Raw genomic sequence first — 13,494 nt, 5'->3', positions numbered from 1 at the left:
GCCTGCGGGAGAAGGAAGGCAGGCACTTACTTCCCGCAGCTATCGCCATTGCCGGCGACCAGATCGAGGCAGCGGCCGTCAATCTGGTCCTGCGGCACGGGCAGCTTGATCAGCGCCGCGAGCGTGGGGAGGATGTCCACCGTTTCCACGCCCAGCGGCTGTTCGAAATGCTGCATCCCCTTGCGCCAGAAGAGGATCGGCACGCGGCGGTCCGTGTCCCAGGGCGACCCATGGGTCGCGACCGAACCCATGGTGGCCTGTTCGGGGATCGACATGACGCGGGGCTTGAGCAGCAGCAGCAGGTCGCCCGACCGGGCGGGGTAGAAGCTGGCGCGCGCTTCCTGGATCAGGCTCCAGCTTTCGGGCGGGCCGGAGGGGGAGGGGGTGGCGGCGATTTCCGCCTTGGTGAAGACGGTCTGCACCTGCGGATGGGCGCGCAGATATTTCAGCGCCTCGGCCTCGACCCGGGCGCGCTGCGCGGCGGTCAGCCCCTTGTCGAAATAGAGGTCGCCGGCCGGGCCGTCGCTCCAGATCACCTTCTTGCCGGGCAGGCCGGCCTTGTCGGCGATCGTCTTGTTGAGCGCCTTGGGCGTCAGCGCCATGTCGACGCGCTGTTCCATCGGCATGGCGTTCAGCCGGTGGCGTTCGGGCAGGTCATGGCCGCCATGGTCGGCGGTCAATACCACGACATAGTCGATTCCGTCCTTGTCCAGCCGGTCGAAGAAAGCGCCCAGTTCGCGGTCCAGCCGGTCGACCTGAATGCAGCTTTCGGTGCCTTCGGTGCCATAGGTGTGGCCGACATAGTCGGTGGCGGACAGGCCGATCGAGATGATGTCGCTCTGCGCCTGCTTGCCAAGCTGCATGCTTTCGATTGCGGCGGCGGCGAAGGCCAGCGTCATCGCATCCTGCTCGGGCGAAATGCGGAACCCCTTGTAATCGCCGGCATCGCGCGCGAAGCGGCCGGTGCCCACGGTCCGGTCGCCGGCCTGCACCGGGAAATCCTTCGCTACGCACTGGGGCGGCAGTTCGAAGCCGGAATTGGGCTGGGCCAGTCGGGCGGCCATGACTTCATTCACCTTGGCCACCAGCGGCGGGGTGGCGATGCCCTTGTAGCTGACATAGCCCTGCGGGCCGCCCAGCCACCAGACCTGATCGGCGGTGGCGCCGCCCATCATGATCGCCGCGCGATCCTTGCCCGCGACGGAGACGACCCGGGTGGCGGGGTTGGCGGCCTTCATCCGGCCGCCCAGCGTCGGCACCTTCAGGTGCAGGGGGGAGGCCTCATATTTGTCGCTGCTGCTGCCGGGCTGCGTCTCATCCTCGGCGCAATAGATATTCTTGTCCTCGCGCTTGGCGTCGAGATCGAACCAGTTGTTGGCGATGATGCCGGTGCGCGACGGGCGGCTGCCGGTCAGGATGGTCGAATGGCCGGGGCAGGTTTCGGTCGCGGCATGGCTTTGATAACCGCGCGGGAAGACGGCGCCCTCGGCCGTCAGGCGCTTGAGGCCACCGCTATAATATTGGCGATATTCGCCGAACAGGTCGGCGGAAAACTGGTCGACGCTGATCGCGACGATCAGCTTAGGAGGCGTCGCGGGTGCGGCTGTTGCGGGGGCGGGGCTTTGCGCCACGACCGGCGCGGTTCCGGCCAGCGCGGTGGCGAGCAACAGGGCGGCGGCGACTCGTTTCAACATATTCTATAACCTTCTCATGCCTTGACGGCGGATGGGGACGGACCTAGCCCCCTTGCATCCACGCGACCAGAGGCCCGATGCGCATTTTTCAAGTCATATTGATGACACTTGCCCTGCTGGCGGGGCTGCCCGCCGCGCATGCGCAAAATGCCTTTGGCGGCGGGCAAGCGCATATCGCGGCGCAACTGGTGGCGGAAAGCGATGCGCCCAGGGCCGGGGAAGGGACGATGATCGCCTTCGCCATGGCGCCGCAGGCCGGATGGCATGGCTATTGGGAAAATCCGGGTGACGCGGGTCTGGGCATGACCGTCGACTGGACCCTGCCCAAGGGGGTCAGTGTCGGCCCGCTGCGCTATCCGGTGCCTGAAACATTGCTGATTTCGGGGCTGATGAACCATGTCTATGAAGGCCCCTATGCGGTGCTGGCCAGCCTGAAGGTCGCGGCGGACATCGCGCCGGGCACGCGCTTGCCGGTGCGGGCGAAGGCGCAATGGCTGGCCTGTACCGACAAGGTGTGCGTGCCCGAAAGCGGTGAACTGGCGATCGATCTGGTGGCGGGAGACGGCATGGTCGTAGCGGCCACGCGCGCCCGGTTCGATAGCTGGCGCACCCATCTGCCCCGGCCGCTGGGATCGGAAGCCAGCTATGGCGTGAAGGATGGCCGGTTGCGCCTGTCCGTGCCTTTCCCGGCCAGCGCGCAGGCAAGCGACATCCACCTCTTCCCGCTGGCCGAAGGACTGGCGACCTATGCCGCGCCGCAGACGGTGACGCGCGAGGGCGACCGCTTGCTGATCGAGACGGCGGCGGCGGAAGGCGGCAAGGGTGGCGCGGTGCAGGCCGTGCTGCGGACCGGCGATCATGTCGGCTTCCTGCTGACCGCCAAACCGGGCGAGCTTGCGGGGGCATCGGGCGGTGGCGCACCGTGGCGCGCGATCCTGGCCGCACTGGGCGGGGCGCTGCTGGGCGGATTGCTGCTCAACATCATGCCCTGCGTCTTCCCGATCCTGGGCCTGAAAGCCATGAAGCTGGCCAAGGCGGGCGGCGATGAACGCACGGTCCGGCGGGAGGCGCTGGCCTATACGCTGGGCGTCATCGCCACCTGCCTGTTGCTGGGCGGTGCGCTGCTGGGACTGCGCGCGGCGGGCAGCGCGGTCGGCTGGGCTTTCCAGTTGCAGGACCCGCGCATCATTTTGGCGCTGTTGCTGCTGGTGACGGGGATCGCCTTCAACCTCGCCGGACTGTTCGAACTGCGCGCCTATGGCGGCGGCGAAGGGCTGGCGGGAAAAAGCGGGGTTGCCGGTTCCTTCTGGACCGGCGCGCTGGTTGCCTTTGTCGCGACGCCCTGCACCGGGCCGTTCATGGCGGCGGCGATGGGGGCGGCGCTGCTATTGCCGCTGGCCGCCGCGTTGGCGGTGTTTGCCGGGCTGGGACTTGGCCTTGCGCTGCCCTTCCTGCTGCTGGCCTATATCCCGGCGCTGCGGCGGCGATTGCCAAAGCCGGGCGGCTGGATGGGGCGGTTCCAGAAGATCCTTGCCCTGCCCATGTTCCTGACCGCGCTGGGCCTTGCCTGGCTGCTGGGGCAGCAGCGCGGCGTGCCGGGCATGACCATCGGCCTTGGCGCGGCGTTGCTTCTGGCGCTGCTGCTGTGGTGGCTGGGCGGGCGTCAGCGGATCGGCAAGGGCGGCGGGGTGATCGTCGCCATCGCCGCGCTCGCCGTGCTGGCGGGGGCCGCTTATGCCCTGCCGACCAGTGCGCCGGCCGCATCGGCAGACAGCGCAACATCTGTTCCCTTCGATGTCGCGAAACTGGCCGAGCTGCGTGCCGCCAACAAGCCGGTCTTCCTCTATTTTACGGCCGACTGGTGCCTGACCTGCAAGGCGAATGAGGCCGCCGCGATCGACCGGGCCGAAACCCGCGCGGCCTTCGACAAGGCGGGCGTTACCGTGATGGTCGGGGACTGGACCAATGCCGATCCCGCCATTACCCGCTTTCTGGAAAGTCAGGGCCGTTCGGGCGTGCCCTTCTATCTCTTCTACGCGCCGGGCAAGGAGGCCCAGACCTTGCCGCAATTGCTGACCCCCGCCACCCTGACCGGACTGCTGCGCTGATGGCGAAGATGCGTGCCGACCAGTTGCTCGTCGACAATGGCTTGGCCGAAAGCAAGGCGCGGGCGCAGGCGCTGATCCTGGCGGGCCTCGTCTATCTGGGTGACAAGAAGGTCGAGAAGGCGGGGCAGCAGGTGCCGTCCGACGCCGATCTTGACGTGCGCGGGCGCGACCATCCCTGGGTGTCGCGCGGCGGCATCAAGCTGGCCCATGCGATCGAGGAATTTGCGATCGACGTGACCGGCTTCGTCGCCATCGACGTCGGCTCCTCGACCGGCGGTTTTACCGACGTGCTGCTGACCAACGGCGCGGCCAAAGTCTATGCGGTGGACAGCGGCACCAACCAGCTGGCGTGGAAATTGCGGTCCGACGATCGGGTCATCGTCCATGAACAGACCAGCGCCCGCATCCTGACCGATGCGCATATTCCCGAACCCGTTGACATCATCGTGTGCGACGCCAGCTTCATTTCTTTGTCCAAGGTGCTAGAAAAGCCGATCGGCTTTGCCCGGCCCGGCGCGCAGATGATCGCGCTGATCAAGCCGCAGTTCGAGGCGCGGCGCGAGGAAGTGGGCAAGAATGGCGTCGTGCGCGATGCCGCCGTGCATGAACGGGTCTGCGCGGAAGTGCAGGACTGGGCCGTCGCGCAGGGCTGGACTGTCGCAGGCCTGACGCAAAGCCCGATTACCGGGCCGCAGGGCAATGTCGAATTTCTTCTTTACGCCCGCCTTGGCGGATAATGGACCCCGGTTCGTTTTCCGCCCCCGATAGATAATGATAAACGCTGCGACACAGGCCTCTATTGTGTTGCGCTGAAAGGCCCGATAGCCCTCTGCCATGCGCCCGTTCCTGCCTCTCATTCTCACCGCCCTTTGCCTTGCCGGATGCGGCGCGAAAAAAGCGGAAAAGCCGCGTACTTTGCCGATGGTCGAGGCTGGCCCGGTCGCATCGGCCGACTTCACCGATGCGCTGGAAGCGGTGGGCACGGCGCTCGCCAATGAACAGGTGGTGCTGTCGGCCCCGGTGACGGAGCGGATCACGTCGCTCAACTTTTCCGACGGCGGCTATATCGGCAAGGGACAGGTGGTCGCCACGCTGGCGGTCGGGCAGGAGAAGGCGGAACTCGCCTCTGCCGAAGCCACGGCGTTGCAGGCCAGCCAGCAGTTGCAGCGCATTCAGGCGCTCAAGACGCGCGGCTTTGCCACCGGCGCCACGCTGGAACAGCAGGTCGCGACCGCCAATGCCGCGCGCGCCAGCGCCGACCTGGCCCGGGCATCGATCGGCGACCGCATCATTCGCGCACCCTTTGCCGGCTGGGTGTCGCTGCGTACCGTATCGCCCGGCGCGATCGTCACCGCCGGCACCGCCATCGCCACGGTCAGCGACATCAGCCGGATCAAGCTGGACTTCACCATTCCCGAAACCCGGCTGTCGATGATTCGCGAAGGCATGCCGATCAGGGCTGTGTCCGCCGCCTGGCCCGACCGTCCGTTCAACGGCACGATCGCGACGATCGACCCGGTGGTCGACGCCACTACCCGCGCGGTCAAGGTGCGCGCCATCCTGCCCAATCCGGATCATGCGCTGAAGCCCGGCATGTTGCTGACGGTCAATGTGCTGGCGCGCCAGCGCCGGTCGCTGTCCATGCCGGAACTGGCGATCGTGGGGGATGGCGACGATCGCTTCGCCTTCGTGCTGGAAGGGCGCACCGCCAAGCGGGTGAAGGTGAATACCGGCGTGCGGCAAAATGGGCTGGTGGAAATCACCGGCGGGCTGAAGCCGGGGCAGATCGTCGTCACCGACGGCGTGGTCAAGCTGACCGACGGGGTGAAGGTGCGTCTGGCGGGTGACAAGGCTGCGCCGGACAAGTCCGGCCCCGGTAAGACGGCGGGCTGACCCCATGCAGCTTTCCGACCTGTCCGTCCGCCGGCCGGTATCCGCCGCCGTCGTCGCGGTGCTGCTGTGCATCGTCGGCATCGTGGGCTATTTCAGCCTGTCGGTGCGCGAATATCCCGATACCGATCCGCCGGTCGTGTCGGTCGAAACCACCTATACCGGCGCCGCCGCGTCGGTGGTGGAAACGCGCATCACCCAGATCATCGAGGATGCGGTGGCGGGGGTGCAGGGCATCCAGACCATCACCTCCACGTCGCAGGACGGCACGTCCAACATCAATATCGAATTCGATCCGTCGCGCGACATCGACAGCGCCGCCAATGACGTGCGCGACCGTGTGGGGTCGGTGACGGAGGATCTGCCCGAAGACGCGCTGGCGCCGGAGATCCGCAAGGTCGATTCCGATGCGCGGTCGATCCTGTTCCTGGCCTTTTCCCGGCCAGGCTGGTCGCCGATCCGGATCAGCGACTACCTGGACCGCAATATCGCCGACCGTTTCGCCGCGATCGACGGGGTCGCGCGCGTCACCATCGGCGGCGAAGCGCGGCCTTCGACCCGGCTGTGGCTGAATGCGGAGAAGCTGGCGGCGTTCGGCCTGACCCCGGCCGATATCGAAAGCGCGTTGCGCGCGCAGAATGTCGAACTGCCCGCCGGTCGTTTTGAATCGAAGGATCAGAACCAGACGCTGCGTGTCGAGCGACCCTTCGCCACGCCGGACCAGTTTGCCCGGCTCGTGGTCGGGCGCGGCGCGGACGGGCATCAGGTGATGCTGGGCGATGTCGCCCGGATCGAGGAAGGGGCGGAAAATCCCTATAGCAGCTTCCGTTCCAATCAGGGCACGGCGATCGGCATCGGCATCATCCGTCAGTCCGGCGCGAACACGCTGGAGGTCGCGCAAAAGGCCAAGGCGCTGATCAAGGAGCTGGAACCGACCCTGCCGGAAGGGATGCGGATCGCCATCGGCACCGACGAATCCCTGTTCATCGAACGGGCGATCGACAATGTGTACGACACGCTGATCGAAGCCGCGCTGCTGGTCATCATGGTCATCTTCCTGTTCCTGGGATCGGTGCGGGCGACGATCGTGCCGGCGGTGACGGTGCCGATCTGTCTGCTCGCGACCTGCGCGGTGATGTGGCTGCTGGGCCTGTCGATCAACCTGCTGACGCTGCTGGCCTTCGTGCTGGCGATCGGTCTGGTGGTGGACGACGCGATCGTGGTGCTGGAAAATGTCTATCACCGCGTCGAACAGGGGGACGATCCGCTGGTCGCCGCTTATCTGGGCACGCGGCAGGTGGGCTTTGCGATCATTTCGACCACATTGGTCGTGTGCGCCGTGTTCGTGCCGGTGATGTTCCTGGCGGGCCAGACCGGTCTGCTGTTCCGCGAACTGGCGATCGCGATGATCGCGGCCATCGCCTTTTCCGGCTTCATCTCGCTCAGCCTGGCGCCGATGCTCTGTTCCAAGCTGCTCAAGACCGCGGAGCGCGGGCGGCTGGCGCGCTGGATCGACGATCGTTTCCAGGGCCTTGAAAATGGCTATGCCCGCTGGCTGGACGGGGCGCTGAACAAGCCGCTGCTGCCGGTGCTGGGCGTCATCGTCTTTCTGGCGGTTGCGGGTTTCCTGTTCACCCGCCTGCCGAGCGAACTTGCCCCGGCGGAAGATACCGGCGTGGTCGAAGCCAGCATCAACGCGCCCGAAGGCACCGGCTTTGCCCGGATGATGGCCTATATGAAGAAGATCGAGGATGATCTGGCCTTTCTGCGCAAGGATGGCACGCTTCAGAATCTGGTGATCCGCACCCCCGGCGGCTTCGGCACGACGGACGATTTCAACAGCGGTCAGGTCATCGCCTTCCTGCGCCCGTGGGAGGATCGCACGATCACCACCGCGCAGGTTGCGACCATCGTCAACAAGGTGATTGCCGATCAGCCGGGCGTGCGTGGCAACGCGGCGCCGCGATCGGGGCTGGGGCGTGGACGCGGGCTGCCGGTCAATATCGTGCTGGCGGGTTCCACCTATGAAGGGCTGGTCGCCGCGCGCAACCGGATCATGGCGGCCGCCGCCGACTATCCCTGCCTCATCAACCTGGACAGCGATTATAAGGAAACCAAGCCGCAGATGCGGATCGAAACCAATCTGGACCGCGCGGGCGATCTGGGGGTTTCGGTCAATGACATCAGTCAGGCGCTGCAAAGCCTGCTGGGGTCGCGCCGCGTGACCACCTATGTCGACCGGGGCGAGGAGTATCGCGTGCTGGTGCAGGCAGAGGATGATGGCCGCCGCACCGTGGCCGATCTGGAGCGGATCAATGTGCGCAGCCGCACCGGCGCGCTGGTGCCGCTGTCGACTCTGGTCACGATCCGCGAAGTCGCCGGGCCGCGCCAGCTCAACCGTTATAACAAGCTGCGCGCCATTACGCTGACGGCCGCGCTGGCGCCCGGCACGTCGCTGGGGCAGGCGCTGACATGGCTGGAGGATCAGGCGCGCCAGTCGCCCGAAGTGCTGGCGATCGGCTATCGCGGCGAAAGCCAGTCGCTGCGCGAGACGGGCGGGGCGATCTGGCTGGTGTTCGGCCTCACCATCCTGATCGTCTTCCTGCTGCTGGCCGCCCAGTTCGAAAGTTTCATCCATCCCGGCGTCATCATCGCCACCGTGCCGCTGGCCGTGGCGGGCGGCGTGCTGGGGCTGGCGATCACCGGCGGGACGGTCAATCTCTACAGCCAGATCGGCATCGTCATGCTGGTCGGTCTGGCGGCCAAGAACGGCATCCTGATCGTCGAGTTCGCCAACCAGTTGCGCGACGAGGGGCTGGAGATTGCGCAAGCCATTCGCGAAGCGGCCAAGCGTCGCCTGCGCCCCATCCTGATGACGTCGATCGCGACGGTGATCGGGGCGGTGCCGCTGGTCCTGCGCGGGGGCGCGGGGGCGGCGGCGCGGCATTCGATCGGCACGGTCGTCGTGTTCGGCGTCAGTCTGGCGACGCTGATCACATTGTTCCTGATCCCGATCTTCTATTCCCGCGTTGCGAAGCGGACGGTTTCTCCGCAAACCGTGGGCCGGAAGCTGGATTCGGCGCTGAAGGATTCGCCCGAACCGGCTGAATGACATGCGCGGGGAGTTTTGCTTTCGATGAACGAGATTGCGTCCCAGGGTCAGTTACGTCTCGCCTATCTGCGATGGGCATTGTTCACCGTTCCCGTCATCGTCGCGCTGGGCTTCCTGTCGGGGAAGATGGCCAATAGCGGCTATGGCAATCGCTGGTTCGATGCGTTGGAAAAGCCAGCATTGATGCCACCGGGCTGGGCATTCGCCGTCGCCTGGACCATCCTTTATGTGCTGATGGCGCTGGCCTTCGCCATCGTGCTGCATGCGCGCGGGGCGAAGGGGCGGGGGCCGGCGATCGCGCTGTTCATCGTCCAGTTCCTGCTCAACCTGATCTGGTCGCCGCTCTTTTTTCGCGCGCATCAGGTGGGCAGCGCGCTGGCGCTGATCCTGTTTCTGTTCGTCCTCGTGGCCGTGACGGTGGCGCTCTTCTGGCGCATTCGCCGGTTCGCGGGCGTGCTGCTGCTACCCTATCTGGTCTGGCTGGCTTTCGCCTCTTTCCTCAACTATGAGATCGGCCGCCTGAACCCGGATGCGGCGACCCTTGTCGCACCGGCGCTCAAGACCCAGATATGATGACGGGCGCGTGATCCGCGCGCCGCAACGAGGACAAGTGCAATGCAGAGCGAAAACCGCTTTTTCGACGATCTGGCCAAGCTGGTGAACGGCGCTGCCGGTACGGTGGCGGGCATGACGCGCGAATTCGAATCCAATGCGCGCGAACGGGCGAAGGACTGGATCGGCGGCATGGACTTCGTGTCGCGCGAAGAATTTGATGCGGTCAAGGCTGTCGCCGCCGCCGCGCGCGAAGAGGTGGAATTGCTGAAGGCCCGCCTCGACGCGCTGGAAGGCAAGGCGCCCGAGCCGATCACCAAGAGCGTCAAGATCGCCAAGCCCAAGGCCGGCGACGCGAACTGATCGCTTCTGTCCTTTCGCCGCATGCGGTGATAAGGCGCGCCGATGATGGATAGCGACGAATTTGAACATGGCGGTCAGGAGGCCGCGCCGATCGATATGCTGGCGGCCTTTTACGAGGCGCATGGCTGGAGCTACGAGCAGATCGGCGAGGATGAGATCGTTGCGCATACGCAAGGGTCGTGGGCGCAATATGAGCTGCGCGGCATCTGGCGTGATGAGGATCAGGTGCTGCAACTGCTCGCCATGCCCGATATCCGGGTCAGCGAAGACAAGCGCGCCACCGTCTATGAAACGCTGGGCCTGATCAACGAGCAGCTTTGGATCGGCCATTTCGAGCTGTGGTCGTCCAGCGGCATCGTGCTGTTCCGTCATGGCGCCCTGCTGGGTGTTGGCGGCACGCTGACGCTGGATCAGGCGCAGTTGCTGGTGGAAACCGCGATCGACGAATGCGAACGCTTCTATCCGGTGTTCCAGTTCGTCCTGTGGGGCGGAAAGTCGCCGACGGAGGCGATTTCCGCCAGCCTGATCGAAACCCGTGGGGAGGCCTGATCCCGTGACGATGATCTGGCCCGACCATCTCTTCCCCGGCCATCTCTTCCTTGTCGGCTGCGGCAATATGGCGGGGCAGATGTTGTCGCGCTGGCTGGACTGCGGCCTCGATCCCGCGCGCGTCACCGTGCTGCGCCCCAGCGGCCGGCCGGTGGCCGATGGCGTGACGGTCGTGACGGACTATCCCGCCGCCTTGCCGGGCGGAACGACGATTTTGCTGGGCATGAAGCCCTATCAGATTGCCGATGTCGCCGCCGCGCTGGCGCCGCTGTGCAATGCCGGCACGCCGATCGTCTCGATCCTTGCGGGCACCACGCTGGCCGATCTGCGCAGCCGCTTCCCCGGCGCGCGCGATATCGTGCGCGCCATGCCCAACCTGCCGGTGGGGCTGGGGGAGGGCGTGACGGCGCTCTTCACCGATGCGACCACCGATGCCGCTGCCAAGGCGGATGTGGATGCGCTCATCCAGCCGCTGGGCCTGGCCGAATGGATCAGCGACGAAACCCTGTTCAATCAGGTGACGGCGCTGTCGGGCTGTGGCCCGGCCTTCCTGTTCCGCTTTGCCGATGCACTGGCGCGCGCGGGGCAAGCGATCGGCATTCCGGCGGATCAGGCCGCGCGCATGGCGCTGGCGACGGTGCAGGGATCGGCGAACATGGCTGCCCGCGCCGCAGATAACCCCGCGACACTGGCCGACCGGGTCGCCAGCCCCGGCGGCATGACGCGCGAGGGGCTGAATGTCCTTGATGCTGACGACAGGTTGCTGACCCTGCTGACCGACACGCTCGCCGCCGCGCGCGACCGTGGCGAGGCGATGGCGCGCGGGGCGTAGAAGGCCCGGTGCTCCTGCGGAAGCAGGAGCCCAGCATCGAACGATGTGCCCTGCATCCTGGGCTCCTGCTTCCGCAGGAGCAGCTTGGTTGCGGGATCGTGGGTTTCACGTCAGCGGCAAATATTCTAATGGCCGCGCAAACTGATCCGGAGTCGCGCCATGCTGTCCCCTGAAACCCCCATCCTGCTGCTGACCACCGGCGGGACGATCGACAAAATCTATTTCGACGCCCTGTCCGACTATCAGGTCGGCGAAACGGTGATGGCCAAGCTGCTGGAAGTAGCGCGCGTGAAGCGGCCCTTCCGGATCGAGGAAATTACCCGCAAGGACAGTCTGGAACTGGACGATGGCGACCGGGCGCTGATCGCTGCGCGTGTGGCCGCCGCGCGCGAACAGCATATCGTTATCACCCATGGCACCGACACCATGACCGAGACGGCGAAGCTGCTGAAGGACATTCCCGGCAAGACGGTCGTGCTGGTCGGCGCGCTGGCCCCGGCGCGTTTTGGCGAGAGTGACGCCAGCTTCAACCTGGGCATGGCGTTCGCTACGGCGCAGGTCGCCGAACCGGGCGTCTATATCACCATGAGCGGATCGGTCTTCCGCGCCGACAAGGTGATCAAGGATCGCGCCAAGGGCGCCTTCGTCCCCATACAGGACTGATCGCGCCGCCTTCCTCCCCGGAACCTTGCCACCGGCCTGCGCATTTATCCGCGCGGGTGGCTTGAGGAGGAGTTAGAGACATGGCCGATTATCAGGTCGAACAGGAACGTCCGGCGACGACCACCACGATCATCGAACGGCGCAGCGGTGGCGGCGGCACGATGTTCGCCGTCCTGCTGCTGGTCGTCGTGGTGGCGGTGGCCGCCTTCTTCCTGATCAGCAGCCAGAGCCGCAAGGATGATGCAGTGTCGACCGCCGCGACGCAGGTCGGTCAGGCGGCGAGCGATGTCGGCGACGCCGCAAAGGACGCCGCCGATAGCGTGAAGGGGCAGTAACCTGTCGGATCAGGCATCGTTCGCCAATTAGGGATCACTTCTGTATCCGTTCGCCCTGAGCCTGTCGAAGGGCCGTTCTTCTTTAAGAAAAGGGCAGGGCTTCGACAGGCTCAACCCGAACGGGGCTTGGTTAAGGTTCGATGGTTTAACCAGTAGCCCGTCACACCATGATGCGGTCGAGGGCGGCGCAGAAAGCCTGCATGTCCGCCATCGATCCCACCGTGATCCGCGACATGGTGGGCCAGGGTGCCCAGTTGCGACCGATGCCCACGCCCGCCGCCAGGAACTGCTCCTGCACGCCCTTGGCCGGCTTGCCCCAGTCGACCATGAACATGTTTGCGTCCGACGGGATGAATGTGATGCCGCGCTTCTTGAGATGGGCGAAAGTGAAGTCGCGGGCGGCGATCATTTCGGCGCGGCGCTGCTCGATCAGCGCCTTCTGCGTCAGGGCGACGGTGCCGCACACCACCGAGGGCAGCGGCAGGTTGGTCGACATGCGCTTGCCGTCATAACGCATCAACTGTTCGTGCAGCTTGGGCGAGGCGATGGTCGCGCCCAGCCGCATGCCGGCCATGCCGAACAGCTTGGAGAAGGTGCGCAGCACGACCACATCGTCGCGCTTGGCGGCTAGATAGGCGGCGGACTTGCCGTGCGAGAAATGGAGATAGGCTTCGTCCACCAGCACGACCGATCCGGCCGGCTTGTTGGCGACCAGCCATTCGATATCGTCGATCGGCGTCAGCGTGCCGGTGGGGTTGTTGGGCGAGCAGACATAATAGAGGCCGGCATTGGGATCGGCCGCCAGCATCGCCTTCACATCATGGCGATAATCGCTGGTCAGCGGCACCTTCGTCACCTTCGCACCGGCCCATTCGGCCGTGCCCCAGGGCTGTTCATAGCTGACATCCGCCGTCACCAGCCCCTTTTGCGGTGAGCAGAAGGCGACGACGATGCGCGAAAGCGGATCGCTGGAGCCGGGCCAGGGCAGGATATGGTCGGTGGGCACAGCCTCGATCGTGGCCAGCGTCTTCTTGAAATCACTGACTTCGGTGCCGGGATGATAGAAATTGGCATGGCCGATGATCCTGGCGGCTTCGGCCTGCGCTACCGGGAAGGGGCCGGTCCAGCATTCGTTGGAGCCGATGCGGACCTTGGGGAAATTGCCTTCCTCCGGGCCATCGTTGCGCTGGGCCCAGACCGGCGTTCCGGCGGTCGCGGCGGCGACGCCTGCGCCCAGCACGCTCAGGATGCGGGCGGCCTGACGGCGCGAATAGCCGCGCTGGATAAGGTCTGCTTTGGCTTCAATCTGGTCGTGCATGGCCTGTTTCCCCTCATGACGATGTCACCGGGGATCAACGGACGAGCACCGGATTTCCGCAGCGTCATACGAGAAAGG

12 protein-coding genes are annotated in these 13,494 nt (G+C 65.7%); 10 read left to right on the top strand and 2 right to left on the bottom strand.

Annotation, left to right across the window (positions count from 1 at the left end; translation table 11 throughout):
• Window positions 1-26 precede the first annotated feature (26 nt).
• The gene (locus BMX92_RS00955) at window positions 27-1,694 is read right to left on the bottom strand and encodes an alkaline phosphatase family protein (protein ID WP_093010560.1); all 1,668 of its coding nucleotides are present in this window, start codon (window positions 1,692-1,694) and stop codon (window positions 27-29) included.
• Between the two features lie 77 nt (window positions 1,695-1,771).
• Between BMX92_RS00955 and BMX92_RS00950 the strand changes: the two genes are divergently transcribed.
• The 10 genes from BMX92_RS00950 (at window position 1,772) to BMX92_RS00905 (ending at window position 12,098) form a co-directional block, all read left to right on the top strand.
• Complete coding sequence (locus tag BMX92_RS00950) at window positions 1,772-3,802, top strand: protein-disulfide reductase DsbD family protein (RefSeq protein WP_093010558.1); 2,031 nt, start codon at window positions 1,772-1,774, stop codon at window positions 3,800-3,802.
• The gene (locus BMX92_RS00945) at window positions 3,802-4,539 is read left to right on the top strand and encodes a TlyA family RNA methyltransferase (protein ID WP_093010556.1); all 738 of its coding nucleotides are present in this window, start codon (window positions 3,802-3,804) and stop codon (window positions 4,537-4,539) included. The genes BMX92_RS00950 and BMX92_RS00945 overlap by 1 nt, the downstream gene beginning before the upstream one ends.
• A gap of 97 nt (window positions 4,540-4,636) precedes the next feature.
• The gene (locus BMX92_RS00940; RefSeq protein WP_093010554.1) at window positions 4,637-5,695 is read left to right on the top strand and encodes an efflux RND transporter periplasmic adaptor subunit; all 1,059 of its coding nucleotides are present in this window, start codon (window positions 4,637-4,639) and stop codon (window positions 5,693-5,695) included.
• Between the two features lie 4 nt (window positions 5,696-5,699).
• Complete coding sequence (locus BMX92_RS00935; protein WP_093010552.1) at window positions 5,700-8,804, top strand: efflux RND transporter permease subunit; 3,105 nt, start codon at window positions 5,700-5,702, stop codon at window positions 8,802-8,804.
• A gap of 24 nt (window positions 8,805-8,828) precedes the next feature.
• Window positions 8,829-9,377, top strand: a complete 549-nt coding sequence (locus BMX92_RS00930; RefSeq protein WP_093010550.1) for a TspO/MBR family protein — start codon at window positions 8,829-8,831, stop codon at window positions 9,375-9,377.
• 42 nt (window positions 9,378-9,419) lie between these two features.
• Window positions 9,420-9,719 (top strand): accessory factor UbiK family protein, encoded by a 300-nt coding sequence (locus tag BMX92_RS00925; protein ID WP_093010548.1) that lies wholly within the window; start codon window positions 9,420-9,422, stop codon window positions 9,717-9,719.
• 42 nt (window positions 9,720-9,761) lie between these two features.
• Window positions 9,762-10,268 carry a type III secretion system chaperone family protein gene (locus BMX92_RS00920; protein ID WP_093010546.1) on the top strand — a complete coding sequence of 169 codons (507 nt, stop codon included), beginning with the start codon at window positions 9,762-9,764 and terminating at the stop codon, window positions 10,266-10,268.
• Between the two features lie 4 nt (window positions 10,269-10,272).
• A complete protein-coding gene (gene proC, locus BMX92_RS00915) occupies window positions 10,273-11,100 on the top strand; it encodes a pyrroline-5-carboxylate reductase (protein ID WP_093010543.1) in 828 nt (275 codons plus the stop codon).
• 159 nt (window positions 11,101-11,259) lie between these two features.
• A complete protein-coding gene (locus BMX92_RS00910) occupies window positions 11,260-11,763 on the top strand; it encodes an asparaginase domain-containing protein (RefSeq protein ID WP_093010541.1) in 504 nt (167 codons plus the stop codon).
• Window positions 11,764-11,843: 80 nt separating this feature from the next.
• Window positions 11,844-12,098, top strand: coding sequence for a hypothetical protein (locus tag BMX92_RS00905; protein WP_093010539.1), 255 nt, complete (start codon window positions 11,844-11,846; stop codon window positions 12,096-12,098).
• 160 nt (window positions 12,099-12,258) lie between these two features.
• Here the strand turns inward: BMX92_RS00905 and BMX92_RS00900 are convergent, their stop codons facing one another.
• Complete coding sequence (locus BMX92_RS00900) at window positions 12,259-13,416, bottom strand: pyridoxal phosphate-dependent aminotransferase (protein ID WP_093010537.1); 1,158 nt, start codon at window positions 13,414-13,416, stop codon at window positions 12,259-12,261.
• Window positions 13,417-13,494: the final 78 nt, after the last annotated feature.

Origin of the sequence: Sphingobium sp. YR768 (assembly GCF_900111125.1) — a bacterium.
Taxonomy (GTDB): Bacteria; Pseudomonadota; Alphaproteobacteria; order Sphingomonadales; family Sphingomonadaceae; genus Sphingobium.
The sequence above is the reverse complement of the archived record's forward strand: the minus strand, read 5'-3'. Positions and strand labels throughout refer to the sequence as shown.

Excerpts from the sequence above, each read along its gene's own strand:
- BMX92_RS00955 (WP_093010560.1), bottom strand. The coding sequence starts at position 1,694 with ATGTTGAAACGAGTCGCCGCCGCCCTGTTGCTCGCCACCGCGCTGGCC.
- BMX92_RS00950 (WP_093010558.1), top strand. The coding sequence starts at position 1,772 with ATGCGCATTTTTCAAGTCATATTGATGACACTTGCCCTGCTGGCGGGG.
- BMX92_RS00945 (WP_093010556.1), top strand. The coding sequence starts at position 3,802 with ATGGCGAAGATGCGTGCCGACCAGTTGCTCGTCGACAATGGCTTGGCC.
- BMX92_RS00940 (WP_093010554.1), top strand. The coding sequence starts at position 4,637 with ATGCGCCCGTTCCTGCCTCTCATTCTCACCGCCCTTTGCCTTGCCGGA.
- BMX92_RS00935 (WP_093010552.1), top strand. The coding sequence starts at position 5,700 with ATGCAGCTTTCCGACCTGTCCGTCCGCCGGCCGGTATCCGCCGCCGTC.
- BMX92_RS00930 (WP_093010550.1), top strand. The coding sequence starts at position 8,829 with ATGAACGAGATTGCGTCCCAGGGTCAGTTACGTCTCGCCTATCTGCGA.
- BMX92_RS00925 (WP_093010548.1), top strand. The coding sequence starts at position 9,420 with ATGCAGAGCGAAAACCGCTTTTTCGACGATCTGGCCAAGCTGGTGAAC.
- BMX92_RS00920 (WP_093010546.1), top strand. The coding sequence starts at position 9,762 with ATGATGGATAGCGACGAATTTGAACATGGCGGTCAGGAGGCCGCGCCG.
- BMX92_RS00910 (WP_093010541.1), top strand. The coding sequence starts at position 11,260 with ATGCTGTCCCCTGAAACCCCCATCCTGCTGCTGACCACCGGCGGGACG.
- BMX92_RS00905 (WP_093010539.1), top strand. The coding sequence starts at position 11,844 with ATGGCCGATTATCAGGTCGAACAGGAACGTCCGGCGACGACCACCACG.
- BMX92_RS00900 (WP_093010537.1), bottom strand. The coding sequence starts at position 13,416 with ATGCACGACCAGATTGAAGCCAAAGCAGACCTTATCCAGCGCGGCTAT.